At 70.1% G+C, this 24,956-nt stretch carries 25 protein-coding genes; 10 read left to right on the top strand and 15 right to left on the bottom strand.

The features are described 5' to 3' along the window. Nucleotides 1–12 precede the first annotated feature (12 nt). A complete protein-coding gene (locus ACYVOK_RS34885; protein WP_460666883.1) occupies nucleotides 13–495 on the bottom strand; it encodes a hypothetical protein in 483 nt (160 codons plus the stop codon). Between ACYVOK_RS34885 and ACYVOK_RS34890 the strand changes: the two genes are divergently transcribed. Together ACYVOK_RS34890 and ACYVOK_RS34895 are read left to right on the top strand one after the other, a co-directional pair. After that, nucleotides 482–856 carry a CAP domain-containing protein gene (locus ACYVOK_RS34890; protein ID WP_460666884.1) on the top strand — a complete coding sequence of 125 codons (375 nt, stop codon included), beginning with the start codon at nucleotides 482–484 and terminating at the stop codon, nucleotides 854–856. The two genes, ACYVOK_RS34885 and ACYVOK_RS34890, sit on opposite strands and share 14 nt — an antisense overlap. Before the next feature lie 312 nt (nucleotides 857–1,168). Then, nucleotides 1,169–2,044, top strand: coding sequence for a CAP domain-containing protein (locus ACYVOK_RS34895; RefSeq protein ID WP_460666885.1), 876 nt, complete (start codon nucleotides 1,169–1,171; stop codon nucleotides 2,042–2,044). Nucleotides 2,045–2,737: 693 nt separating this feature from the next. Here ACYVOK_RS34895 and ACYVOK_RS34900 read toward each other — a convergent pair. The 3 genes from ACYVOK_RS34900 to ACYVOK_RS34910 all read right to left on the bottom strand — a co-directional run bounded on the left by ACYVOK_RS34900 (nucleotide 2,738) and on the right by ACYVOK_RS34910 (nucleotide 3,730). Further along, a complete protein-coding gene (locus ACYVOK_RS34900) occupies nucleotides 2,738–3,049 on the bottom strand; it encodes a hypothetical protein (RefSeq protein ID WP_460666886.1) in 312 nt (103 codons plus the stop codon). A gap of 105 nt (nucleotides 3,050–3,154) precedes the next feature. Then, nucleotides 3,155–3,565: a hypothetical protein gene (locus ACYVOK_RS34905; protein WP_460666887.1), complete on the bottom strand. Its 411-nt coding sequence runs from the start codon at nucleotides 3,563–3,565 to the stop codon at nucleotides 3,155–3,157. Between the two features lie 9 nt (nucleotides 3,566–3,574). Then, complete coding sequence (locus tag ACYVOK_RS34910) at nucleotides 3,575–3,730, bottom strand: hypothetical protein (protein ID WP_460666888.1); 156 nt, start codon at nucleotides 3,728–3,730, stop codon at nucleotides 3,575–3,577. A gap of 148 nt (nucleotides 3,731–3,878) precedes the next feature. On the opposite strand from ACYVOK_RS34910, the gene ACYVOK_RS34915 reads away from it, so the two are divergent. Both ACYVOK_RS34915 and ACYVOK_RS34920 read left to right on the top strand, forming a co-directional pair. Beyond that, nucleotides 3,879–4,244, top strand: coding sequence for a CAP domain-containing protein (locus ACYVOK_RS34915; protein ID WP_460666889.1), 366 nt, complete (start codon nucleotides 3,879–3,881; stop codon nucleotides 4,242–4,244). A gap of 79 nt (nucleotides 4,245–4,323) precedes the next feature. Further along, nucleotides 4,324–4,584, top strand: coding sequence for a hypothetical protein (locus ACYVOK_RS34920; protein WP_460666890.1), 261 nt, complete (start codon nucleotides 4,324–4,326; stop codon nucleotides 4,582–4,584). Here the strand turns inward: ACYVOK_RS34920 and ACYVOK_RS34925 are convergent. Continuing rightward, nucleotides 4,538–5,521: a GlxA family transcriptional regulator gene (locus tag ACYVOK_RS34925; RefSeq protein ID WP_460666891.1), complete on the bottom strand. Its 984-nt coding sequence runs from the start codon at nucleotides 5,519–5,521 to the stop codon at nucleotides 4,538–4,540. The genes ACYVOK_RS34920 and ACYVOK_RS34925 overlap by 47 nt on opposite strands. An 83-nt stretch (nucleotides 5,522–5,604) precedes the next feature. Here ACYVOK_RS34925 and ACYVOK_RS34930 point away from each other — a divergent pair, with 83 nt between their 5' ends. After that, nucleotides 5,605–6,366 (top strand): MBL fold metallo-hydrolase, encoded by a 762-nt coding sequence (locus ACYVOK_RS34930; protein ID WP_460666892.1) that lies wholly within the window; start codon nucleotides 5,605–5,607, stop codon nucleotides 6,364–6,366. A gap of 30 nt (nucleotides 6,367–6,396) precedes the next feature. On the opposite strand, the gene ACYVOK_RS34935 is transcribed toward ACYVOK_RS34930, so the two are convergent. Then, nucleotides 6,397–7,260 carry an MOSC domain-containing protein gene (locus ACYVOK_RS34935; RefSeq protein WP_460666893.1) on the bottom strand — a complete coding sequence of 288 codons (864 nt, stop codon included), beginning with the start codon at nucleotides 7,258–7,260 and terminating at the stop codon, nucleotides 6,397–6,399. Nucleotides 7,261–7,338: 78 nt separating this feature from the next. Between ACYVOK_RS34935 and ACYVOK_RS34940 the strand changes: the two genes are divergently transcribed. Beyond that, complete coding sequence (locus ACYVOK_RS34940) at nucleotides 7,339–7,848, top strand: helix-turn-helix transcriptional regulator (RefSeq protein ID WP_460666894.1); 510 nt, start codon at nucleotides 7,339–7,341, stop codon at nucleotides 7,846–7,848. A gap of 3 nt (nucleotides 7,849–7,851) precedes the next feature. On the opposite strand, the gene ACYVOK_RS34945 is transcribed toward ACYVOK_RS34940, so the two are convergent. Genes ACYVOK_RS34945 through ACYVOK_RS34955 form a run of 3 tightly spaced genes read right to left on the bottom strand, consistent with a single transcriptional unit; the run spans nucleotide 7,852 to nucleotide 9,845 of the window. Beyond that, the gene (locus tag ACYVOK_RS34945) at nucleotides 7,852–8,394 is read right to left on the bottom strand and encodes a spermidine synthase (protein WP_460666895.1); all 543 of its coding nucleotides are present in this window, start codon (nucleotides 8,392–8,394) and stop codon (nucleotides 7,852–7,854) included. Further along, nucleotides 8,370–8,657 carry a hypothetical protein gene (locus ACYVOK_RS34950; RefSeq protein WP_460666896.1) on the bottom strand — a complete coding sequence of 96 codons (288 nt, stop codon included), beginning with the start codon at nucleotides 8,655–8,657 and terminating at the stop codon, nucleotides 8,370–8,372. The genes ACYVOK_RS34945 and ACYVOK_RS34950 overlap by 25 nt, the downstream gene beginning before the upstream one ends. A gap of 45 nt (nucleotides 8,658–8,702) precedes the next feature. Next, complete coding sequence (locus tag ACYVOK_RS34955) at nucleotides 8,703–9,845, bottom strand: glycerophosphodiester phosphodiesterase (RefSeq protein ID WP_460666897.1); 1,143 nt, start codon at nucleotides 9,843–9,845, stop codon at nucleotides 8,703–8,705. A 213-nt stretch (nucleotides 9,846–10,058) separates the two neighbouring features. Here ACYVOK_RS34955 and ACYVOK_RS34960 point away from each other — a divergent pair, with 213 nt between their 5' ends. After that, nucleotides 10,059–11,051: a malate dehydrogenase gene (locus ACYVOK_RS34960; RefSeq protein ID WP_460666898.1), complete on the top strand. Its 993-nt coding sequence runs from the start codon at nucleotides 10,059–10,061 to the stop codon at nucleotides 11,049–11,051. 51 nt (nucleotides 11,052–11,102) lie between these two features. Here ACYVOK_RS34960 and ACYVOK_RS34965 read toward each other — a convergent pair whose 3' ends face one another. The 5 genes from ACYVOK_RS34965 to ACYVOK_RS34985 all read right to left on the bottom strand — a co-directional run bounded on the left by ACYVOK_RS34965 (nucleotide 11,103) and on the right by ACYVOK_RS34985 (nucleotide 20,321). Further along, nucleotides 11,103–14,303, bottom strand: a complete 3,201-nt coding sequence (locus tag ACYVOK_RS34965; RefSeq protein ID WP_460666899.1) for a S8 family serine peptidase — start codon at nucleotides 14,301–14,303, stop codon at nucleotides 11,103–11,105. Nucleotides 14,304–14,582: 279 nt separating this feature from the next. Continuing rightward, entirely contained in the window at nucleotides 14,583–15,986 is a 1,404-nt protein-coding gene (locus tag ACYVOK_RS34970) for an ATP-binding cassette domain-containing protein (protein ID WP_460666900.1), read from the bottom strand. Beyond that, nucleotides 15,983–17,674 carry an ABC transporter permease subunit gene (locus tag ACYVOK_RS34975; protein WP_460666901.1) on the bottom strand — a complete coding sequence of 564 codons (1,692 nt, stop codon included), beginning with the start codon at nucleotides 17,672–17,674 and terminating at the stop codon, nucleotides 15,983–15,985. The genes ACYVOK_RS34970 and ACYVOK_RS34975 overlap by 4 nt, the downstream gene beginning before the upstream one ends. Nucleotides 17,675–18,050: 376 nt before the next feature. Continuing rightward, entirely contained in the window at nucleotides 18,051–19,532 is a 1,482-nt protein-coding gene (locus ACYVOK_RS34980; RefSeq protein WP_460666902.1) for an ABC transporter substrate-binding protein, read from the bottom strand. A gap of 78 nt (nucleotides 19,533–19,610) precedes the next feature. Next, nucleotides 19,611–20,321, bottom strand: a complete 711-nt coding sequence (locus tag ACYVOK_RS34985) for a transporter substrate-binding domain-containing protein (RefSeq protein WP_460666903.1) — start codon at nucleotides 20,319–20,321, stop codon at nucleotides 19,611–19,613. A 144-nt stretch (nucleotides 20,322–20,465) separates the two neighbouring features. On the opposite strand from ACYVOK_RS34985, the gene ACYVOK_RS34990 reads away from it, so the two are divergent. From ACYVOK_RS34990 to ACYVOK_RS35000, 3 genes are read left to right on the top strand one after another with little or no spacing between them, the layout of a single operon-like run. Further along, nucleotides 20,466–21,740, top strand: coding sequence for a glycoside hydrolase family 18 protein (locus ACYVOK_RS34990; RefSeq protein WP_460666904.1), 1,275 nt, complete (start codon nucleotides 20,466–20,468; stop codon nucleotides 21,738–21,740). Next, the gene (locus ACYVOK_RS34995) at nucleotides 21,741–22,370 is read left to right on the top strand and encodes a phosphotransferase (RefSeq protein WP_460666905.1); all 630 of its coding nucleotides are present in this window, start codon (nucleotides 21,741–21,743) and stop codon (nucleotides 22,368–22,370) included. A gap of 41 nt (nucleotides 22,371–22,411) precedes the next feature. Beyond that, entirely contained in the window at nucleotides 22,412–23,890 is a 1,479-nt protein-coding gene (locus ACYVOK_RS35000) for a peptide ligase PGM1-related protein (protein WP_460666906.1), read from the top strand. Nucleotides 23,891–23,895: 5 nt separating this feature from the next. Here the strand turns inward: ACYVOK_RS35000 and ACYVOK_RS35005 are convergent, their stop codons facing one another. Continuing rightward, complete coding sequence (locus tag ACYVOK_RS35005) at nucleotides 23,896–24,864, bottom strand: helix-turn-helix domain-containing protein (RefSeq protein WP_460666907.1); 969 nt, start codon at nucleotides 24,862–24,864, stop codon at nucleotides 23,896–23,898. Nucleotides 24,865–24,956: the final 92 nt, after the last annotated feature.

Raw genomic sequence — 24,956 nt, forward strand, 5'->3', positions numbered from 1 at the left:
GGGGGCGGGGAGTCACCCGCGTCTGAACTGGGCAAGGCTGCTGACCATGACGAGCCACCGACGTCCGCAGCGCCACGGAGTGATCGGCCCGATTCTGGCGTCGCTCACCGCACTGGTGGTGATCGCCGGGATCGGGTGGTTCGTGCTGGACCGGACGGCGAACGTCCTGACCAGCCAGGACCGGCCGTTGACGACGACGTCCGACGACACGTCCCTCACTCCGAGCGGTCCCGGCACGACGCGGGCGACCACGCCGGCGTCGACGCCTTCCCGCCGTACGACACCGAAGCCGGCCGCCACGCCGACCCGGTCGAAGGCCACCAACCCAAGGCCGACGCCACGGCGGTCGACAACGGCGCCGAGCCGGGAGGGCAGCCGGACCCCGAAGCCGTCACCGAGGCCGACCACGCGCACCAGTACGCCGACGGCGACCAAGACGACGAGCGCTCCGTCGGGCGGATCGGGTACGGCGGAGGCGCAGGTGCTGAAGCTCACCAACGCCGAGCGGGCCAAGGCCGGCTGCGGACCGCTCCGGACGAACAGCGCGCTGACCAGAGCCGCCGAGGCGCACGCGGCCGACATGGTCGACCGGCACTACTTCGCGCACGAGAGCCTGGACGGCCGCAGCCCGTTCGACCGGATGAAGGCGGCCGGATTCAGCGGCGGCGCGATGGCCGAGAACATAGCCGTCGGCTACCAGGACCCCGCCGCCGTGGTCGAGGGCTGGATGAACAGCGACGGGCACCGGCGGAACATCCTCAACTGCACCTACACGATGATCGGCATCGGGTACGACGCCGGCCAGGTGAAACCCGAGTGGGGCAACGGCAGCTGGGTGCAGAACTTCGGCGGATAGCCGCGGCCGCGAAGCGATGATTCCGGCGGGTGGAGCCCGCCGGAACAAGCGCTTGCCGGGGGAACCTTCGGGAATCGTTAAGAGGTGTGCCGGATCTGTAACGGTGACCTCTCCGGTCGGTTAAGGTCGCTGTTCGGCAACCAGGGGGGACCTGGCAACAACTGCACACGCGGGGAACGACGAGCACTCGGTACGACGAAAACGAAGAGGATTCGCCCACCCATGACGGATTCGCCTACCCCCCGGCGACACCGCGGCAGCAGACGAGCTCCCCGGCGGAGCCGTGGCCTGATCGGCCCCATCGTCAGCGCGTTGTCCGTCCTGCTCGCCATCGGCCCGGTGGTCTGGCTGATGTCCCGCGACAGTTCCGCCGTCGACGGCGCGACCAAGGTCCTGAACGTGTCCGAGGACGCCCGCGACGACGCCGGCCATTCGGTTGTCGACGGCACCAATTCCTCCGGTACGCCGGACACCACGGTCACCAAGACGCTCCCCAACGGGGCGACGACTGTCGTCACCGGTACGCCGGTGCTCGGGTCGGCAGCCTCCACGTCGACCTCGGACACCCCGTCCGCGACGCCGACCGGTCCACCCGCGAGCATCGTCAGCACCTCGCCGACCGCGATCGTGACGACGGTGACGGTGAGCCCGACCGCACCGCGCAGTACCGAGACCGGCACCACCACGACGAGGCCGCGACCGACGCGGACCACGCCGACGAAGACCGAGACCACCGAGCCGCGCCCGAGCGAGACGACGACCTCGGAGCCGCCGCCGAGCGGTGGCGGCACGAACGCGCAGGAGCGCGAGGTGCTCGAGTACACCAACGCGATCCGCGAGCGGCAGGGCTGCGGCCGGCTCCGGCTGGACAGCGCACTGGTCGAGGCGGCCGGGAGGCACGCCTCCGACATGGTGCGCCACCACTACATGGACCACACCAACCCCGACGGTCAGGACCCGGGCGACCGGATGGCGGCCGCCGGCTTCCGCGGCTCGGGCTGGGGCGAGAACATCGCCGCCGGTTACGACAGCGCACAGAAGGTCGTTGCGGCCTGGATGAAGAGCGAAGGACATCGCAAGAACATCCTCAACTGCCGGTTCACCGTGATCGGCATCGGCTACGACCCCGGCCAGGTCCGGTCCGACTGGGGCCCAGGCAGCTGGGTCCAGGACTTCGGACGCCGCTGACGAGGAATGTCATTGTGTCGAACACACCGAGTGGGGCCGAAACGTTGTCTCACGGCCACAACGTCCGGCCGGTTCACGGCCGGTCGCCGCGGGTAGATCCGTCCTTGTCATGTCGCCGGACCGTCCTGGGGGGCTCCGGTGAGACGAGTGATGAGGCACGTCTTGGGTCGTGGACGGTCATCCCGCGCCGTCGCGAGCAGGTGGGGGACGGCAGGCCACGGCCCCAGGGCGAGACAGTGAAGGGAACAACGAAATAATGTCCGAGTCCGGCGCCAACGGCCGGTACAAGCCACGCAGGAGAGCGACCCGGGCGGCGTCCCGGGGATCCCGTTCCGGCGCGGCTCGGCCCACTCCGGCGGAGACCACTCCGCCCACCCCACCGGAGCCGCCCCGGTACGCACCGCGGACGAGTGACGAGTCCCCGATCTGGGCGGCCGCACAGTCGGCGGGCGCGGCCAACCGGTCTCCCTTCTGGGCGAACGCCCAATCCACTCCGGGCGCGGGAACCCAGCCGATCGCACGCCCGACCTCCCCGTCCAGCGTCCGCTCCCCCGTCGGCGACCCCGTCCCACCTCGCTCCTACACCCGCGCAGCCGACACCTCAAGCCCGGCGGACACCTCCCGCTCCCACTCCCGCGCTGCCACCACCAGCACCGCCGCCGCCGACCTGGCCGACCTGGCCTCCACCCGCTCCTACACCCGCGCCACCACCCCCGCCACAGACTCCGGCCCAGCCACCACCGCCACCCCACGCCCATACTCCGCCCCACCGGCGCCCAGCACCTCCGCCCTCAGAGACAGCACCTCCCCACGCCCGTACTCCGCCACACCCGAAGGCGGCCCCTCCGGCCTCGGAGACAGCACCTCGTCGCCGTCGTACTCCGGCACAGCCGCGGGCAACACCTCCGGACTCGGAGACAGCACCTCCTCACGGTCGTACTCCGGCACGGCGGGCGGCTCGACCGGACTCGGAGACAGCGCCTCCACACGGTCGTACTCCGGCACAGCCGCAGGCGGCACCTCCGGACTCGGAGACAGCGCTTCGTCGCGGTCGTACTCTGGCGCGGCGGGGGGCTCGGGTGGGCTCGGGGACGGCGGGTCGTCGCGGTCTTACTCTCGTGCCGCGGCGGGCGGGGGGTCGCCTTCTTGGGTGACGCAGTCGGCCGCCGGTTCGACGGTTGAAGCGGGTTCACGGACGGGTCGGCGCTTCGCATCGCGGACCGAGGCGGATGCCGAGTCGGCACCCACCGGGACGTCGGGCTCACGGATCGGCGGCGTCGCCACCACGACGGCCGCGGTGTCCGGTCCGACTGGCGGGAACACCGCGGCTGCCTCAGGTGGGGGCGGGCGCGGCGGTTCCCGCGCGGCGGCGCGGTCCGCCGGTGGTGGTTCCTCCCGGGTACGGCGTCCCGTGATCGCGGTCGCGTCCGTCGTACTGGTGATCACCCCGATCTCGTGGATCCTTCTGCACCAGCCGCAGAACGACGAGGCCGACGCCTCGATCCCGATCGTCACCCGCACCGACGACACCTACGTGACCCCGACCGCCAAGCCGGCCGTCAATCCCCCGACGACCCGGCCGACCACCCCACCACTCACCCCGAGCGCGACCCCGACGCCGACCCCGACGGACTCGGCCACCCCGACCTCCACCCCGTCGACCGCGGACCCCACGGACCGCCCCACCTCGTCTCCCACGGACGACCACACGACCACAGCCCCGACCCAGCCAACCCCCACACCGGACCGCACCACCACCACAACCCAGCCAAGCACCACGCCCACAACCACCAACACCCCACCGGCACCACCTCCGCCGGCCAGGGACGGCGGGATGACCGCCGAGGAATTGCAGCTCTTCGACATGATCGACGCCGCCCGCGTTGAGAACGGCTGCGCACCGCTCGAGCAGGACCCGAGCCTCACAGATGGTGCACGGTCGGACGCCGATGAGAGAGCCGAGTCCGGCGCGGTCAACAGTTCTGGTTCGTCGAAGACGACCGCAGGCGGCAACAGCTGGACCGCACAGCAGGCGTACAACCAGATGATGACCCAGAGCCGGAGCGTGGTCCTCAACTGCAACCTGGACACCTTGGGCGTTGGCCGGGAGACCGCCAGGTACTGCAGCCGCTTCAACCTGTTCGGCATCTGCATCGGCACCTGGAATACGCGCGTCGCTTGGGTGGCGGACTTCTCGTAAGGGTGGCGTCCTTTCCTGCGGGGTTGGTGGGACGATGGGAGGGAACCATCCTTGGTCCACCAACCCTGCGGGAGGCCGGATGTACGGGGAACGCGATGATCTGGACCCGCCCCGGCCGGCCCACTTCGGGATTCCGCCGGACGCCCTCGCCGACGAGCGCCCCGATCCGCGTCCCGAGGAGGCCAAGCGGATGGGCCTGAGCCGGCACACCGAGGAAGGCGCGGTCCTGTACTTCGCCTCGTCCCTGGACCGCGGCAAACCGGGTCACCGGATGATCGCCTGGATCCTCCTGATCACGTTCGCGTCGCCGGCTCTCTATACCCTGCTGATCCTGTTGTGAGTACGCCGAACTCCTGCCGGTGCCGCTGAGGCGTCGTACCGAGGAGGGCGTGGAAGTGGTGCCGCAGCGCCGCACTGCTGCCGAATCCGCTCTCGCTCGCCACCCGCTCGACCGGGTAGTCCGTCGTCTCCAGCAACAACCTCGCCCGGTCGAGTCGCTGGCGAAGCAGCCACGCTTGCCCCGAGCTACCGGTGCGGGCGCGGAACTGCCGGGTGAAGGTACGACGTGACAGCGCTACCGCGGCTGCCCATTCGTCGAGCGTCACCGGCTGGTCGAGCCGGGCGCGCGCCCACACCATCGCCTTCTCGATGACGTCGTCGCCGGGGTCGGGCGGCACCGGGACCGGGATGTACTGCGCCTGCGAACCGCTGCGGTGCGGCGCGACCACGATGCTCCGGGCCAGCCGCTCGGCCAACTCGACACCGTGGTGCGTGCGGACGATGTGCAGACAGCAGTCGAGCGACGCGGCGGTCCCGGCCGAGGTGACGACGTCGCCGAGGTCGGACCAGAGCACGTCCGCGCGGACCTTGGTGTCCGGGTGCCTGGCCTGCAACTGGTCCGCCCACTTCCAGTGCGTCACCACTTCCCGGCCGTCGACGATCCCGCTCGCCGCGACCAGGAACGCACCGATGCACAACCCGAGGACCGTCGCGCCCCGGGCGTGCGCCCGCTGGATGGTGTCGATCAGTACGGCGGACGGCTCGAGGTCCGGGAGCCAACTGGGCAGGACCACGAGGTCCGCGGCGTCCATCGCCTCCAGGCCGTGGTCGACGGTGATCCCGAAGCCGGCGTTGGTCCGGAGCTGACCGGGGTGCTCGGCACACACGCGGACGTCGTACTCGCCCGGCGCGCCGAGGCGGTCGCCGAACACCAGGCACGGGACGGACAGGTGGAACGGGCTCATCTGGTCGAATGCGAGGACGGCGACAGTGCGCATGGTCACCAGTATGGCCCGATCTTCAGGAACTGTGGCTCTCGGGCCAATGGTGATCCCATCGGCCGGACGCGACGATCGAGGGCATGAAGATCACGCACATCGGCGGCCCGACCGCATTGATCAGTCTTGGCGGACTCACTTTCTTGACCGATCCCGGCTTCGACGAGCCACAGGAGTACGTGCTGCCGATCGGCCGGGTGATGAGCAAACTGACCGGCCCGGCCGTACCCGCAACCGACCTCGGCCCCATCGACGTCGTGCTGCTGTCGCACGACGAGCACATCGACAATCTCGACAACGCGGGCCGTGCGTTGCTGCCGTTGGTGCCGGTGGTCCTGTCGACTCCCGGTGCCGCCACCCGGATTCTCGGCGTACGAGGTCTGGAGAACTGGGAGTCGGTCGACCTGCCCCGTCCTGACGGTGGGGTCGTGACAGTCACCGGCGTACCGGCGCTGCATGGACCCGAAGGTGCCGAAGCCGTCCTCGGCGTCGTCACGGGCTTCGTCCTGACCGCGGACGACCTTCCCACCGTCTACGTCTCCGGCGACAACGCCTCGGTCGACCTGGTCAAGCAGATCGCCGACCGCTTCTCCGTCGATGTCGCCGTCCTCTTCGCCGGCGCCGCCCGGGCTCCTCTGATGAACGGCGAGCCGCTCACCCTCACCTCCGAGGCAGCCGTCGAAGCCGCCCATCTGCTGGCGCCCGCGACCATCGTCCCGGTCCACACCGAAGGCTGGTCACACTTCTCCGAAGGCCCGGACCGTCTGGCCGCCGCGTTCGAGAACGCGGGCCTGTCCGACCGTCTCCGGCTCCTCCCCCACGGAGTCCCCACCGACATCCCCTGAACCTTCTGACGAGCACGAAGCGGCTGCGGGTCAGCGAGTGTTCGGGGCTGGGTCCGGTCCGGCCGGGAGCCAGTCGTGGACGACGATCTCGTCGCCGACCTGAAGGGTGCCGCCGGCCAGGACTGCGGCCTTCATGCCGAAGCTGACCCCGCCGCCGTAGTCCGGTTGCCGGCGGTACGTCGCCAGCGTGCGCGTCGGCTCGGGGCCACGCTTCTCGCCGGTCGCCTGGTCGACGGTCGGGACCGCGCACCGGATCGAGCGCGCCGCGTACCCGATCTCGACCGGGCCGGCCGACATCCGCAGCACCTTGTCCTCGGTGTGCGGCTCGGGCCAGCCGGCGACGACGACGTTCGGCCGGAAACGGTTCATCGGGATCGCGTCCCTGCCGCGCTCGACGATCCGCTCGTTCAGCCCGTCGAGGGATGACAGGGACGTGATCAGCAGCGCGTGCGCGTCGCCGAACCCGGTCTGGCCGGCGTGCACACCCCAGCCCGGCCGCTCGTGTTCCGGCGTCACCCGGACCAGCGCCGCCGGTTTGCCGAGCCGCGCGGTGAACCATTCGTCCGCGGCCGGGTCCTGCGCCACCCCCTGACCGAACCACTTCCCGAACAGGCTGACGTCGCGCCGCTTGCCGTCGTACCGAACCGGAATCTCGAGGTCCGGGGCGCCGTCGGCGGCGAGCCGCAGCGCCGCGCCGTCGTCGAGCACCTCGGCCCGCAGCGTCGCCATCGCGGGCAGGCTGCGCTGACTCAGGAACGTCCCGTCCGGCTCGACCAGCATGAAGGTGCGGTCGTACCGCAGCCCGGTCGGCCCGACCTCGGCCTGCTGCACGGAGACCCCGGCCAGACCTTTCACCGGGTAGTAGGTCAGAGCGGCAACCCTCGCGACGGACACTGCCCAAGCCTACCGTGACACCTGTCACTTGCCTTGTTTGATCATGTTGGATTATGTTTGATCACGAGGGAGGTCGACATGGATGTGGAGGCGTTCGCCGGCGCTCTGCGGCGGGTCCGGCAGCAGGCGGGGCTCACCTATCGCGAGCTCGCCGATCAAGCCCATTACTCGCACGCACACCTGGTCCGGGCGAGCGGCGGGAAGCAGTTGCCCACCTGGGACGTCACCGTCGCGTTCCTGACCGGGTGCGGCGTGCCACCCGAACTCCTCCCGGTCTGGCGCCGGCACTGGGAGACGGCCGGCCGCGACGCGCAGGACGTCGTCGAACTGCTGCAGGCCGCCGAGACCCTGGAAGAACTCGGCACCGCCCTGTCGGCCCTCGCGCGGCCGAGATCCGCCCGCAGTGTGGAGCAGCTCACCGGCATCCCCCGGACCACGATCCAGGCCTGGTTCCAGGGCACTCGACTGCCCGGCCGGGATCGGCTCGACCAGCTCGTGCGGGCGGTCGGCGCGACCCCCACGGAGCGTACGGCGGTCGCGCGGGCGCTCGACCGGATCAGCTCCGGCAGGAGCCGCGCGGCCGCCTGACCGTCACCGCCGGAAGGTCCCGGCCGGCGCGGCCGGGGTGACGAACCCTTCGGCATCGGTGAGCGGCGCCGCCTTCCCGGCCAGGTCGCTCAGCGGCATCACGTCGTACGGCGGTTGGGCGCGCCGGCCGGCCGTGGTCAGGTCCGGGACCGGCTGCCGCGAGGCGACAAGGATGACGTTCCCGAATCCCTTGCCGCGCAGGACTTTCCGCTCGGCCAGCACGACCCCATCGCCGATCGCCGCACGAACGGTGGCCGCCGTACGACGGACGAACGGCAAGCCCGCCGAGCCGTCGATCAGGTTGGCGACCAGTACGCCGGCCGGCCGCAGCACCCGGGCACATTCGGCGAAGAACTCGGCGGTGACCAGGTTCGACGGGACCGCCTCGTGCTCGAACGCGTCCAGGATCAGCAGATCCGCCGAGTCGTCGTACAGCTCGGTGATCCCGGCCCGGCCGCTGACGCCGCGAACCTTGATCCCGGAGCGTTTCGGCAGCGGCAGCGCCTCACGGACGAACTCGGTCAGGTCCTCGTCGGGCTCCAGCACGATCTGCCGCGACCGGGCCGCGTCACCGCGACGTACCGCGGCAGACTCAGCCCGGCGCCGCCGACGTGGACGACGGCGACGGGCTGGCGTCGAGGTGCGGCGGCGTCGACGACATCGCCGATCCGCCGCATGTACTCGAACGCCAGGTGGGTGGGATCGGCCAGGTCGACCTGGGACTGCAGCGAGCCGTCGACGCGGAGCACGAAGGTGCCGTCCGCCTCAGCCTCGACGGTCGCCGTACCGGAGCCGACCTTGCGTTCCACCCGCCTATCTTGTCAGGACCCATTCAGGACACTTTCTGGGCGCACTCAGGCCGCTTCGGCCTCCTCGGCGACGGCGATGTCGGTGTTGTCGGTGAACAGCCCGTCGATCCCCGCCTTCCGGAACGCACCGATCTCGCCGAAGAGGTTGCCCGCGTCGGCCGCCACGGTGGAGCTGTCGAAGTTCGCCGGCAGGAAGTTGTTCTCCACCCGGAACGTGTACGGGTGGACGACCAGGCCGGCCCGGTGCGCGTTGGCGACCAGCGCGGTGGGCTGACCGAGCTTGCCGGTCGCGTCCAGCGGGATCACCTGATCCTTGGCCGGGCCGAGGCCCTTCGCGTACGTCGCCACCTCGCGCAGGCCGGCCGGGCTGACGATGTCGGCGTACGTGCGCTTGTCACCGGCGACGACGAAGTCGTACGGCGCCCCGGACGCGCTGGTCAGCTGGACGAGCGGGACGCGCAGTTGATTGTGCAGGGCCTTCAGGTTCGACACCTCGAAGGACTGGACGAACACCTTGGCGTCTGGGCGGTTCAGGCCGTTGCGGGTCAGGGTCTTCACCAGCTCCGGCTCCAGCGCCAGACCCTGCCGCTGGAAGTACGTCGGGTGCTTGGTCTCCGGGTAGATGCCGATCGGCCGGCCGAGTTCGCGGGACAGCCGGCGGCTCAGGTCGATGACCTCCTGCAGGGTCGGGACCCGGTAGCGGCCGTCGAACACGGTGTTCTGCTGCCGGAGCGCCGGGATCCGCTCCTTCGCCCGCAGCGTGCGCAGCTCGGCCAGGGTGAAGTCCTCGGCGAACCACCCGGTCACCGCGATCCCGTCGACCAGCTTGGTCTTCTTCCGGGCCGCGAACTCCGGGTGCGCGGCGACGTCCGTCGTACCGCCGATCTCCGGCTCGTGCCGGGCCACCAGCTGCCGGTCCTTGGTGATCACCAGGTCCGGCTCGATGTAGTCGGCTCCCATCCGGGCGGCCAGCTCGTAGGCCGCCAGCGTGTGCTCGGGCCGGTACCCGGACGCACCCCGGTGCCCGACGATGACGAAGTCGTCGCGATGATTCGCGGCGGACTGTACGGCGGTGTCGGCAGCCGGAGCCGTCGACGGCACGGCCTGCGGGACCAGGACGGCGGCAGCCACCGCGAGCGCGGAGGCGGCGGCGGGGACGAATCGGCGGGGCAGCACCGTTCGCTGCATGAGGTTCTCCTTACGCGTCAGGGACTCGCCCAAACCCTCGGCGTGACCGGCGACATCGCCGCTGCCTGCCGGGGTCCGGCTGGTATCCGGGTGGTGAACGATCCTGCCTACCAGGAGAAACGGATGTGAGGAAGTCGTCGGCGCCCCAGCGTTGGTGCGGGACGCGGAGCTTGCTAGCGTCCGAAACACAGAAAGCACAGAATGGAGCGTGTCGTGAGCACTACACCGGTGAAGGTGGCCGTTACCGGGGCTGCTGGTCAGATCGGCTACAGCCTGCTGTTCCGCATCGCGAGCGGTGCGCTGCTCGGGCCGGACACGCCGGTGGAGCTGCGGCTGCTCGAGATCACCCCGGCGCTGAAGGCGCTCGAGGGGGTCGTGATGGAGCTCGACGACTCCGCGTTCCCGACGCTGGCCGGGGTGGAGATCGGCGACGACCCGAACACCATCTTCGACGGCGCGAACGTGGCCCTGCTGGTCGGCGCCCGGCCGCGGACCAAGGGGATGGAGCGCGGCGACCTGCTCGAGGCGAACGGCGCGATCTTCACCGTCCAGGGCAAGGCGCTGAACGAGCACGCCGCGGACGACATCCGGATCACCGTGACCGGCAACCCGGCCAACACCAACGCGCTGATCGCGAAGAGCAACGCGCCGGACATCCCGGCCGAGCGGTTCGCCGCGCTCACCCGGCTGGACCACAACCGCGCGCTGGCCCAGTTGGCGAAGAAGACCGGTACCCACGTCACCGACGTCAAGAAGATGACGATCTGGGGCAACCACTCCGCCACGCAGTACCCGGACATCTTCCACGCCGAGGTGGCGGGGAAGAACGCCGCCGAGGTGGTCAACGACCAGCAGTGGCTGGAGAACGACTTCATCCCGACCGTGCAGAAGCGCGGCGCGGCGATCATCGAGGCCCGCGGCGCGTCCTCGGCGGCGTCCGCGGCGGCGGCGACGATCGACCACACCCGCGACTGGCTGCGCGGTTCGGCCGACGGCGACTGGCTGTCGATGGCGGTCGTCTCCGACGGCTCGTACGGCGTACCCGAGGGTCTGGTCTCGTCGTTCCCGGTGACCACCAAGGACGGCAACTGGGAGATCGTCCAGGGCCTGGAGATCAACGACTTCTCCCGCACCCGCATCGACGCCAGCGTCGCCGAACTCGCCGAGGAACGCGACGCCGTCCAGGCGTTGGGCCTGCTGGGCTGACCCACCTGCGGAAGAACCCCCGGGGAGCACTTCCCCGGGGGTTCTCGCCTGTCAGCGCAGCGGGTAGGCGCCGATCACGGTCTGGTCGGTGATGTTGCCATGGGCATCGATCAGATGCGCCTTCAACGACACGGCTTTCGCGTTCTTCGGCGTGGCGAAGATCGCTTTGTAGGTGCCCTTGCCGGTCGAGGCGACTGCCGCCTTCTGCCAGGTCTTGCCGTCGTCACCGGAGACCTGGATCTCCAGCTTCCGGATCCCCGGCAGGGTCTCACCCGGCACGCCGTCGACGACGACCGGCAGCACCGTCACCGGCGTCCGGTCCGCGACATTGCGGCTGTCGACCTTCGGCTGGTAGCGCACCCCGAGCATCGGCAGCGTCGTCTCCTTCGCAGTCGCGGCCGAAGTGAACGTCCAGCGCAGGTCCGTCCTGGTGCTGAAGGTCGAGTAGGTCTGCCGCGTCTGCGAGGTCTCCAGCGTGTATGTCGCCTTCCCCGCGGGCAGGTCACCGGCCTCGATGTAACCGAAGTACGGCGACTCGGCCACGACCTTCCCGTCCCGGATCAGCTTGCTGGACTGGGTGTCCGTCATCCCCCACCCCTTGTTGCCCTCGGCATCCGACAGCGGGTAGGCGGACAGCAGCAGGTCGTCCGCCGACCGGACGGCGGCCTCCGGTGCCGGGGTGAACGCCGCGGCGTTGTCCCGCTCACGGTAGGTGTTGCCCGCCTTGTACCCGGCCTCCGGCGCGGTCAGCCGGCTGATCGCGATCGGGAACGGGTCCTCCGGGTCCGGACTCGGCATGACCTCGCTGACCGTCCGCTGCCAGATCACCGGCTTGTCGTCGAGCAGGAGCCTCGTGGTCACCGGAACCTCGTACGGGATGACGATCGCCCAGGATCCGCCCATGTACGGCGCGTTGCCGTGGACGGTCCGCTCGACCTGCCGGTCCGACGTCGCGTTGATGCTCTGCTCGACCACGGCCAGCTCGTCGGCCTTGACGTTGCGGACGAAGCCGGTCGGGAAGACACCCGGCGTCGAGTCGGTCTGGCCGTACAGGTACGGCGTCTGCGCGAGCGAGTGGTTCGCGTCCCGCTTGACCCACTGCGACGCGACGTGCCCGGTCATCTGTTCCGGCGGCAGTGCCGGGCCGACCTGGGCGGTGTGCACACCGGTGAAGTCGAACAGCAGCGATGACGAGCTCAACCCACGCCGTCCGTCGGCGGAGGTCCGGTCGTACCCGATGTCGGCGATCGCCACCGAGGCGTCGGCCTGCGGCACGGTGACCTTGACCGGCTTGGCAGCCCGCGCGTCGAGCACCACGGTGGTGTTCTCGGTCAGCGCGATGCTGGGCCGGACGACGGAGTAGAGGTCCGCGCCCGCACCGTTCGGCCGCTCGACGAACTGGTCGCCCTGGACGGCGTACTCGCCCTTCGGCAGCCGGATCTTGGTCGTCGGCTCGCCGATGAAGGTGAACACGTCGGCGTCGAGGCCGAAGAGCACCCCGAAAGGGGCGGCCGGCTTGCCGTCGACGCCGATGTTGCTGATGGTGAGGTCGTAGCTCTCCCTTTCCTTGTTCACCCCGAGCGCCGTCTCGACCGTGGTGTCACCACCGGTCGCGGTGATCCGGCCGGAGTAGCCGCCGTCCGGGCCGTTGTGGTTGGTGTTCGACGTGGCCTGCACCGACGCGGTCCCACCGGCCGGGACGGTGACCGTGGTCGCGCTCAGCTCGAGTGCGCCGGCCGGGGCGGGCGTTCCGTCCGGTCCTGACAGCGTCGCGGTCAGAGTGAGGGTCACCGGCCGGTCGCCGAGGTTGCGGTAGGTGAGCGTCTTCGTCACCGGGGTGTCGTCGTTGTGCGGCCAGACCGCCGTACCGAACGACACGCCGGACGGTTCGGTGACCACGGACTGTTTGATGCCCTTGGCAACGTCGATCCGGCCCGCGCCCTGCTGGAAGGCGGTCTGGCCGGCGGCCGGCTTGGCCGACGCCGTCAGCGTTGCCTTCAGTTCGGCGGCCTTCCAGTCCGGGTGCTCCTGCGCCAGCAGCGCCGCGGCACCCGCGGTGTGCGGGGTTGCCATCGACGTACCGGAGAGCCTCAGGTACTGCTCGCCGACCGGGTCGCCGATGACCGACTTCTTCGCCTTCGCCGCGACGATGTCCACGCCCGGTGCCGTCACATCCGGCTTGACCGCACCGTCGCCGACCCGCGGGCCGCGACTGGAGAAGTAGGCCAACTGGTCCTGCTTGTCCACCGCGCCGACGGTCAGCGCGGCGTCCGCGCTACCGGGCGATCCGACCGTGCCCTCGCCCGGACCGGCATTGCCGGCCGCGATCACGAACAGCGTGCCGGTGTGCGCGGTCAGCCTGTTGACGGCCTCCTCGAGCGGGTCGACATCGGGGGTGTCGGTGCCGCCGAGGCTCAGGTTGACGACCTTCGCCTTCACCTCGTTCGCGGCCCACTCCATGCCGCCGAGGATCGCGGACTCCGGGCAGCCGCCCTGCTCACACACCTTGCCGTCGTACAGCTTGGCGTCCGGTGCGACGCCCTTGTACTTGCCGTTCGAGGCCGCCGCGGTCCCGGCGATCGTCGAAGCCACGTGAGTCCCGTGACCGACCAGGTCCTCGTCCGGCTCCTCGGTGAAGTTCTTCGCACCTGCCACCTGGCTCGCCAGGTCCGGGTGGGACTTGTCGATCCCGGTGTCGAGTACGGCGACCGAGACACCCTTGCCGGTGTATCCGGCCTGCCAAGCGGCGGGCGCACCGATCTGCGGGACGGACTGGTCGAGGCTGATCTCGCGTTTGCCGTCCAGCCAGACCTTCTCCACGCCGGCGGCCGAGCGGGCCGAGGTCATCCCGGTCAGGAAGCTCGCGGCCTTCGCCTTGTCCACCTTCATCGCGGCGCCGTTGACGACCGGCAACTGTCGGGTCACGGTCGCTCCGGGCGCCGCCGACCGCGGTCGGGCCTTCCCCGCGTAGGTCACGACGACCGGGATCGCCTTCGACGACTTGTCGTCGTACCCGGCCTTGATCAGGCCGGTCACGTCGAACAGCCGGCGGTCCAGTCGGCCGCTGGTGAGCTCGTCCCGCACGTCGGACGGTATGACGTACAGGTGGTCCTTGGTGCGCTGGGTGCTGAAGGTGATGCCCGCACGGCCTGGACCCGGTGTGACCGCGGCCCGCGCCGGGTCGCCGCCGGACAGGGTGATCCGGTCGCCGGTGACCAGCGTGACGTGCTGGTCGGCCGTCTGTGCCTTCACGGCCTGGGCTTGGAGTCGGTGTTGCGGTGGTGATGCCTGAGCCAGGCCGCTCAGGCCCGTACTGAGGGCTGCGATCGCGGCGACGGCCAGGCCGATGCGCCTCGATCGAGGTGTGGATCGCACGATGAGTTCCCTCCCGTTCGGTTAGTCCTCACAACGGGCCGATCGACCGCCTCACACAGCGGAGCCGATCTGCCACTCACCGTTAGATGTCCGGACCGAACGAAATGGTTGCGCGAAGCCCCTGCCGTGGCATGAAGCTGCAACGTTCCCGTCCGGTCACGCCACGATTCGGCCTTGGTGCATGACCAGCGTGCGGTGGGCGATCTCGCCGACGAGCCGGTGGTCGTGCGAGATGAAGAGATACCCGAGGCCGAGCTCCCGCTGGAGCTCGGAGAGCAGATTGATCACGCCGGCGCGGACCGTCCCGTCCAGCGACGAGACCGGCTCGTCGAGGACGAGCAGCCGGGGATCGCTCGCGAGCGCGCGGGCGATCCCGACGCGCTGGCACTGACCACCGGAGAGTTCACGCGGCCGGCGGTCGGCCAACGACGGGTCGAGCCGGACCTGGTCCATCAGTTCGGCGACCCTGGCCGGACCGGTCCGCGGATCCCAGCGGCCTTGGACCTTGAGCGGTTCGGCGATCGCGTCCCGGATCGTCAGGCGAGGACTGAGGGAGCCGTAAGGGTCCTGGAAGACCGGCTGCATGGCCGGACGGAGGCCGCGGACGGTTCTGTCGTCCAGGACGGTCCCGTCGAGCCGGATCTCGCCCGCGTCCGGGCGTCGCAGGTGCAGTACGGCGGACGCCGTACTCGACTTGCCGCAGCCGGACTCGCCGACCAGGGCAATGGTCTCGCCGTGGTGGATGTCGAAGGACACGTTGTCGACGGCCGGCCGCTCGCTACGGCGGTACTTCACGGTCAGGTTCCGTACGGCGAGCAGCGGTGGGCCGGCCACGGGCGGCGGTTCGGTCCTGGGGCGGATGCCCTCGGCGCGGGGCGAGTCGGTGGCGCGGCCTTCGTGCAGGGTGAGGATGCGGTCGGCGTACGTGGCGACGGCATCCTGGTCGTGGGTGACGAGGACGACCGCGGAGTCGTCTCTCAGTCCGGCCAGGAGGTCCAGGATCTGGGTCTGGATCCGCGGGTCAAGGGCGGTGGTGGGTTCGTCGGCGACGATGAGCTCGGGCCGGTTGACGATCGCCATCGCGATCACCGCACGCTGACGCATACCACCGGAGAACTCGTGCGGATAGGCGCGGGCCCGGCGTGCGGCATCAGGGATGCCGACCCGGTCGAGAATGCCCACGGCCGCCTGGTACGCCGTCTTCCGGTCGGTGTGCTGGACCGATCGGACCGCGAGCGCCAGTTGTGCGCCGATGGTGTGGACCGGGCTCAGCACCGAGAGGGCGTCCTGCGGTACGAATCCCAGCCGGCGGCCGCGCAGATCGGCGTACCCGGACTGTGGGGCGGCGGCAAGCTCGCGGCCGGCGAAACGGATGCTACCGCTGATCTCGGCCTCGGAGGGCAGCAGGCCGAGGACAGCCTGCATCGCGAGTGACTTGCCGGCACCGGACTCTCCCACCAGGGCGAGGAGTTCGCCCTTGTCCACCTGGAAGGACAGGCCGCGAACGGCGTGGGTGCCGCGGATCCGGACGTGGAGGTCGCGGACGTCGAGAAGCGTCATTTCCGTCGTACCTGAAGAGTCGAGACGCAGACGGCGACCGCCGCGAGCAGGAGGAGCATGATCGCGGGGGCGAGTGTGGCCCAGGGTGCTCGTTCGACATAGGGCAGGGATTCGGCCAGGCCGGAGCCCCACTCGGGCGCTGGGGGCTGCGAACCGAGGCCGAGGAAACCCAACGAGGCAAGGGCCAGTGCGATCCCCGGCAGCCGCAGTACGGCGTGTCGCGCGACCGGGCCGACGACCGCCGGAAGAACGTGACGGGTGAGGATCCAGGTGCGGCTGGAACCGATCGCCCGCTGAGCCATCAGGTAGCCGGCGGCTCTGGTTTCCTGCGTGAGGGCGGCGGCATGTGCGGCGAGCGGCGGCCAGGAGACGAGGGCGACCGCGACGGAGGCGCCGAGGGTGCCGGGGCCGAGGACGGCGACGACGAGAATGCCGGCGATGACGGGCGGTACGGCGTTGGCCGTCTCCGAGACGCCCTCGGTGACGGCCGGTTGGAAGCCGGCGCCCAGTGCGATGACGAAAGAGGCGGCGCAGACCAGCACCGCGGTGCCGATCGTGGTCGCAGCGCCGTGACCAACCCGCGCGAGGACGTCGCGGCCGAGTGAGTCGGTGCCGAGCGGATGCTCCCAACTCGGGGATGCCAGGCGGGCGGCGGTGTCGAGGTGCAGCGGGTCGAGGGTCAGACCCCAGGCGATCGTTGCCGCCAGCACCGTTCCGCAGACGATCGGGATCAGTCTCTGGAGCCGTCCCGTGGTGGCCGCTGAGGTTGTCGGCAGGCTCAGGGCTTGATCTCGAAGGCCAGGGCCGAGCAGGCTGCGTCGGGCCGCCTGGGCGACGAGACCGGCCACTACACCGAGCGCAGTCAAGGCGAGCACTGATCCTTGGAGCAGTGGGAGATCCTGGGACTCGGCTGCGCCCAGCGCGGTCCGGCCGATGCCCGGGACGGCGAAGACGGTCTCGACCGCGACCGCGCCGCCGGTCAGTCCGACCGCGACCATGCCGAGTTGGGGTACGACGGCCGGCGTGGCGCGTCGTACCGCGGCTGCCGCGATGCTGCGCGGCGTACACCCCGCGGATCGCCACAGGCTGACCCAGCGCTCCGCGAACACCGCCGGCAACGCGTCGTCGACGAGCCGTCCGAGAATTCCGCCCGCCGGCAACGCGAGCGCCAGCGCCGGCAGGACCAGGTGCTGCGGCCCTTCCCAGCCGTACGGCGGCAACCATCCGAGCCAGACCGAGAACGCCAGCATCGACAACGTCGCCAGCACGAACTCGGGCAACGCCGCCAGGCCGGTCGCCACCACTCCGTTGCCCTTGGCCCGCAACGTGCCCTTCGCACCACGAACCAACGTGGGCACGCAGATCGCGGCCCCGATCACGATCGCGATCCCCAACGCGGCCGCCATCAACGTCAGGGACGCACCGGCGGCCGCCGTCACCGAGGACAACACGTCGGCACCGTTGGTCCACGACGTCCCCAGCTCACCGCGGACGACTCCCCCGAGCCATCGCCCCAGAAGGGTCACGGGCCCGGCGTCAAGACCGAGTTCGTTGCGGACGGCCGCGATCGCCTCCGGTGTCGGCTCCTGCTCCGCCGCCCGGGCCCGCAACACCGACAACGCCGGATCCCGCCCCGACAACCAAGGCAACAACCCGATCGCCACGACGATCAGGCCCAACGCCCCCACCCGGGAAACCGTTGCGATCACGACCCCCGCCCGCGCCGGGCCAACCACAGACCTCCACCGAGACCGAACCGCCTCGCCCCTCCCACCGGTACGTCGAACCAGCCCAGCAGCAGCACCGGCCCGCCCTCCCGCCGGCCCACCGAGCCCCTCGGCGGCACCCGCGCCGGCTCCGGCTGTCCCGTCTGCCCGAGCACCACCGGAATCGACGCCAGCGCTCCGCCCGCGCACCTCGCGGCTCTCGCCGCCGTCCCGCTGCGTCAGCACCTCAGCATCCCCCGGCTTCGGCGGCTCGGTGAGGCCGGGCGTCGTGGTGCGTCCGGCGTCGTGTGGCGCGACGTGGGGTGGGGTTGCGCGAGGCTGCTTCACTTCCCCGCCTTCACTTCAGGTGGGTCGACGCTGTGACGAGCAGTCTCTCGCGGGGGTCCTTGGCCGAGTCGGCGAGCGTCGTGGCATCGCCTTGGATGACTCGCTCGTGGAGCAACGGCACGGCCGCGTCGGTGCGGAGAACCGCCGCCTCGGCGTCCAGGACCGCCCGGCGGCGGGCGTCGCCGGTTTCGGTGATGGTTGCCTTGGTCAGGGCCGCGTCGACCTCCGGGTCGCAGAGCTGGGAGATGTTGAACGAGCCGCGGCAGGCGAAGTCGGAGTACAGATAGGCGACCGGGTCGCCCGAGTCGAGGACCGTCGCCCGGGACAGGATGAAGGCGTCGAACTTCCCCGCCAGCGCGTCCTCCTCGATGTGTGCGTACTCGCGGACCACCTGCTTCACGGTGAACCCGGCCTGCTGCAACTGCTGCTGCAAGACCGACGCCACTTCCGGCAGTTCGGCCCGGTCGGAGAACGTCGCGAGGGTGATCGTCGTACCCGCCGGGGCCTTCCCCGCGGTCCGGCCGGTCAACTCGTTGCGACCCTCGGCCGCCCAGGGCAACGCCGGACCGAGCAGACCGGCCGCCTTGTCGGCACGCCCTTCGTACACACCCTTCACCAGGGCGTCCCGGTCGATCGCGTCCCGGATCGTGGCTCGCAGCGCAGGGTCCTTCAACGGACCGGACCGTGTGTTCAGGTAGAGGGTGTTCGTCCGCGGCATCGGCACCTCGGTGACCGTCTCCGGCTCCAGCAGCGCCGCCTGCGACACCGGGATCGACTCCACCAACTGAGCCGCTCCGCTCCGGATCGCCGCCGCCCGGGCCGCGCCGTCGGGCACGAACGACACGTCGATCCCCGCGGCCCGTGCTCGGCCACCCCAGTACCCGTCGTACCGATCGAGCCGAGCGCCACTCGTCCCACGCACCTCGACCAGCTCGAACGGCCCGCTCCCGGTGCCGACCGGATCGACGCGCGTGCCGGTGTACGCCGCCTTGGACAGGATCGACAGCTGCGGTGACGACAGCCGCTGCGGCACCAGCGGATCCGGACCGGCCGTGGTGACGACAAGCTGGTTGCCCTTGGCAACCGCAGTCAGGGTCACCCCGTCCAGGATCCGCGGTTTCGGCGAGGCGGTCGTCGCTCGCGTCAACGCGAACGCCGCGACGTCCGCGGTCAGCGTCGTACCGTCGTGGAACCGTACGCCGGGCCGGATGGTGAACTCCCAGCTCCGCGGCGAGATCCGCTTCCACGCGGTCGCCAGCCCCGGCTGCGCATCACCGATCTCGTCCAGCGTGACGAGCGTCTCCGCCGTGCTCCACCGGGACAACTTGAACGCGTCGTCGCTGAACGGCGACAGGCCCGACCGCGGCGGCTGCATCATCGCGACCTTGATCCGCCCGTCGCTCGTTCCGCCCGCCGGGGCGTGATCACCTCCGCCGGCGAAACACCCGGTCAGCAGCAACGACGACAGCAGGACACCAGCAACAGCACGCACGCGAGTCTCTTCCCGGATGGCGGACGGGTCACCCGGAAGCTAGCACATGAAAACCATTATCGTTAAATCCTCCGCTGCTCAGGCCGGTGGTGCGACGGTGGCGTCGGGTTGGCCGGAGCGGAGGAGGGAGTCGGCGACGAAGCCGGACGTCTTGAGGTCCTCGACCAGGGCGTGGAGGTAGGCGACGGTGTCCGGGTGCCGGGTCTTGCTGGTGCCGACGGCTTGCTGGATCTGCATGAATCGCTCGTCGATCAGCCGGAAGCCGGGATTCTCGGCGACGAACCGGGTGATCGGCCGGCGGATGCCGGCGGCGACCTCCAGGCCCTCGGCCAGGAACACGTCCACGCCTTCGTCACCGCGGACGACAGTCGCGTGCCGCAGCGTCCGGGTCAGGTACAGGTCGTACGCCGACCCGCGCTTCACCCCGATCCGGACACCGTCCCGGTCGACGTCACCGACAGCGGTCAGCCCGGATTCCCGGCGTACGGCGAAGACCCCTTCGATGATCACGTACGGCGCGGTGAACGCGACCTGGTCGGCTCGGGCGGGCTCGACGGCGAGGAAACAGATGTCCGCCTGCCCGGTCGTCAACGCCTCGAAGGACTTGCGGGCAGCGTCGAAACAGACCAGTTCCAGCGGCACCTCGAGCCGGCGGGCGATCTCCCGCGCGATGTCGACGGTGACGCCGGACGGCTCCTCCGGCGTCCCTTGGGCCAGGACCGGGTTGCCCAGGTTGACGGCCGCCCGCAGCACGCCCGACGGCGCCAGGTCCGCTTGCACGTTGATCATGCCGTGACCCTATCCTCGGCCAACAGTGGCCGGACAGGTAGGAAACTTTCCTGATGATCTTTCGGCAGAGTCACTGTTTAAATCGCCGGAAGAGTTCTAGAGTCGGCGCCACCTGTTCCCTCAACCGCCCGAAAGGGGACTCAGATGAAGCGTCGGAGTGTGGGGTTGCTGGTGGTGGCGGCGGCGACGGTGCTGGCGGGGCTGACCGCCGTACCGGCCGAAGCGCACAACAGCAAGCGAGTGGTGGGTTACTACACCAACTGGAGTGGATACGACCGGAACTTCCTGGTCAAAGACCTGGTGGAGAACGGGACGGCCGCACGGCTGACCCACCTGAACTATGCGTTCGGGTTCGTCGACGAGCGCGGGGCGTGCGTGAGCAGCGACCCCTGGGCCGACTACCAGCGGCCGTTCAGCGCCGAGCAGAGCGTCAGCGGCACGGCCGACGCTCCGGGTCAGGCGCTGAACGGGAATCTCAATCAGCTCAAGCAGTTGAAGCAGAAGTTCCCCCATCTGCGGATCAGCATCTCGCTGGGCGGATGGACCGGCTCGAAGTACTTCTCCGACGCGGCGCTGACACCGCAGTCGCGGGCCGCACACGTGAAGTCCTGCCTGGACCTGTGGGTGAAGGGCAACCTCCCTGGACTGCCCGCGGGCGCCGCCAAGGGGATCTTCGACGGCATCGACCTGGACTGGGAATGGCCTGGCAGCGAAGGCAATCCGGGCAACGTGGTCCGGCCGGAGGACAAGCAGAACTTCACCGCGCTGGTCCGCGAGTACCGCAAGCAACTCGACAAGCTGTCCTGGCCGTTCAAGGGCCGCTACAACCTGACCGCGTTCCTGCCGGCCAATCCCGTCCAGGTCGACAACGGGTTCGAGGTCCGGACGTTGTTCAAGGACCTGACGTTCGGTACGACGCAGGGCTACGACTACCACGGCGCCTGGGACCCGGTCACCAACCAGCAGTCGGCGATCGACGGCCCGGCCGGTGACCCGTCGGCGGCCGAGTTCAGCTCGCAGGTGACGATCGACGCGTACCTGTCGCGGGGCGCTCCGCGGCACAAACTGGTCATGGGTGTGCCGTTCTACTCCCGCGGCTGGACCGGCGTGAGGAACCAGAACAACGGCCTCTTCCAGCCCGCGACCGGCCCGGCGCCGGCGACGTACGAGGCCGGCTACGAGGACTACCGCCTGCTCAAGGCGAAGCTCCCCGGCTTCACCTTGTACCGCGACAACACGGCCGGTTTCGCCTGGTTGTTCGACGGTACGACGTTCTGGACGTGGGACGACCCGATCGAGATGAAGCGCAAGGCGCAGTACGTCTCGCAGCGCAGGCTGGGCGGCGTGATGATCTGGTCGCTGGACGGAGACACCGAAAACGGGGAGCTCATCTCGGCGTTGCACCGTAACCTTCGCTGAGTGGACCTGAACGCTCTGATGGATCGGTTCGGCGCGGGCAGCGCCGAACCGGTCCACGTCGGGCACTCGGCGGCGACGGTGGTACGGCTGCGGCGGCGCTCGGAGTCGCTGTTCTACAAGGCCGGCCCGGGTGTCGACGACGAGGCCGAACGGCTCGCCTGGCTCGGCTCGACCGGCTTCCCGTGCCCGCGCATCGTTGACCGAGGCAACAACTGGCTGCTGACCACGGAGCTGCCCGGCCGGGACGCCTCCCGACCGTGGCCGGCCGCCGACCGACCCGCCGTACTGACCGCGATCGCCGACGGGCTCCGATCGCTGCACGCGCTGACCGGCAGCCCGTTCACATCGCCCTTTCCCGGCGAGCCTGACGTCGTGACCCACGGCGACTACTGCTGCCCCAACGTCTTTGTCGACCCTTCGACCCTGCGCTTCTGCGGCGTCCTCGACCTCAGTCGGCTGGGCATCGGCGACCGCTACGTCGACCTCGCCCTCATGTTCAAGAGCCTGTCCGGCACCCTCAATCCCCAGTACGGCGGACCACCCGCGGCCCGCCGCTTCGTCGAGACGTACGGCGCCGACCCGGACGACCCGCGGATCGCCTCTTACATCGACCTGGACAACGCTTCCTAGGCCTCGCACGCGGGCGTACGCTGATCGTGGGGCGGGGCCGGATGACGGAGATCAGGCAATTGCAGGGCCGGCTCGGGACGGTGTGGTCGATGAACCGTCCGGGCGGACCTCCGCACGTCCTCGTCGTGCTGCCCTCGTTCGGCCTCGGCGAGTCGATCCTGTCCCATTACGCCGACCGGATTCCCGCCCTCGAGCATCGCTATCTCCTCGCCACGCTGATGTTGCCGCGCTTCGAGCGGTGCGAGATGGTGTTCGTCTGTTCCCAGGAACCGTCGCCAGAGGTCGTCGAGTACTACCTCGGCTTCGCCCCGGCGCGACGTCGTACCGGATGCCGGGCGCGCCTGCGGATCCTCCCGATCAACGACCTCGGCCCCCGGTCGGTGGCGGAGAAACTGCTGGACCGGCCGGATCTGTTGCGCCGGATCCGCGCCGGGATCGGCGGCCGGCCGGCCTTCATCGAGCCGTGGAACGTGACCGGGCACGAGATCGCGGTAGCCGTCCGGCTGGACGCGCCCATCAACGGGACGGTGCCGGAACTATGGCCGCTCGGATTCAAGAGCGCGGGACGCCGGCTGTTCCGGCAGGCCGGCGTACCGACACCGGCCGGTCGCGAAGGGGTGCGAACCGTGGACGACGTCTGCGCGGCCGTCAGGGCGATCCAAGGAGAGCGCCCGGACGCGTTGGCGGTCGTGGTCAAGCACGACGACAGTGGCGCGGGCGACGGCAACAGCGTCGTCGAACTGCGCGACTTGACTGGTCGCCGGCTGTCCGACGCACAGGTACGATCCCAGGTCGAGGCGCTGCCGGACTGGTATCTCGCCGATCTCGAACGCGGCGGGGTCGTCGAGGAGCTCGTCACCGGCCTGGCCGCTGCAAGTCCGAGTGTCCAGGTGGACATCACTCCGTACGGCGACGTGTCAGTCCCGTCGACGCACGAGCAAGTGCTGGGTGGCGCGAAGCGCCAGATCTACTACGGCTGCCGGTTCCCGGCCGACCCGGCGTACTCCCCCGCGCTCGCGGGGTTCGGGCGGGCGATCGGACGCTCGCTCGCCGCGCATGGCGTGGTCGGCCGGCTGAGTGTCGATTTCATGGCGACGACCGATGCCGCCGGCCGGTGGAGACTGCACGCGCTGGAGATCAACCTCCGCAAGGGCGGTACGACGCATCCCTACGCGGCGCTGCGGCACCTGGTCCCGGGGGAGTACCAGCCCGGACTCGGCCGCTGGCGTGCCGCGGACGGATCGTCGAGGTGCTACGCCTCGACGGACAATCTGGTCGATCCGAGCTGGCTCGGACTGGCACCACAGGACGTCATCCGCGCCCTCGTCGAGGCCGGGCTCCAGTTCGACCCGCACACCGGGACCGGGGTCGTCCTGCACATGCTGTCATGCCTGGCCGTCGACGGCCGTCTGGGCCTAACCGCGATCGGCCTCACCCCGGAGCACGCGCAGCGCCTGTACGACGACACGACAGCGGCGATTGCCGACCTGGCCCGCGACCGCGCCGGCCAAACTGTCTGACCAGCTCAACCTGCCTGGCGCGCCTGCCTGGCGGCGCCTGATCGACGGCTACCTCTGAAGGCTCGGCGGTAGGCGCTGGGCGTCGTGCGCAAGGCAGCGTGGAAGCGGCGGCGGAGGTTGGTGGCCGAGGACAACCCGACGCGGGCGGCGATGGTCTCGACCGGGAGGTCGGTGTCCTCCAGCAGGACACGGGACCTGGCGATCCGCTGGGCCAGCAGCCACTGGCCGGGCGAGACACCGAGCTGGTCGGCGAACCGGCGGGCGAGCGTCCGCCGGGAGACGTTGATCCGGGCCGCCAGGTCGTCCAGCGTGAGCGGCTCGGCGAGGTGCTCGGTCGCCCAGTCGAGCAGAGCACCCAGCGACTCGGTCTGCTGGGTCTCCTCGACCCGGTACTGGACCTGACCGCCTTCGCGATGCGGCGGCATCACCATCCGTCGCGCGACCTGAGCGGCGTACGCGGCGCCGTGGTCCCGGCGCACCAACTGCAGACACAGGTCGATCCCGGTCCCCGAGCCGGCGCTCGTCGCGATGTCGCCGTGGTCGATGTAGAGCACGTCCGGATCCACGAGTACGGCGGGAAACCGGCGCTGCAGCTCGTCGGCGTACCGCCAATGTGTCGTCGCCCGGCGCCCGTCCAGCAACCCGGTCGCGGCCAGCACGAACGCACCCGAGCAGATGCTCACCAGCCGTGCCCCGCGTCGATGCGCCCACCGCAACGCCTTGCGGACGGCATCCGACGGCTCACGCTCGATCGGCAGCCAGCCCGGTACGACGATCGTGTCGGCGCGATCGAGGGCCCGCAATCCCGACCTCACCACCATCGAGAACCCCTCGGTGGTGGTCCGGAGCTGACCCGGTCGCTCCGTGCACACGCCGAACCGGTACCGGTCCGCGCGGAACACGGCCGCCGCACAGCCCAGCTCGAAGCTCGCCTGCGGCTCCGAGACGAGCGCGACGACACGATGCGGCTGCATGGCATAAAAGTACCTGACCACGACTATCCAGACACTGTGGGAAAGCCTGTGGACAACGGATGATCGGAGCCGTGGAAACCTTCGAATTCACT

The organism is Kribbella swartbergensis, from assembly GCF_054784135.1.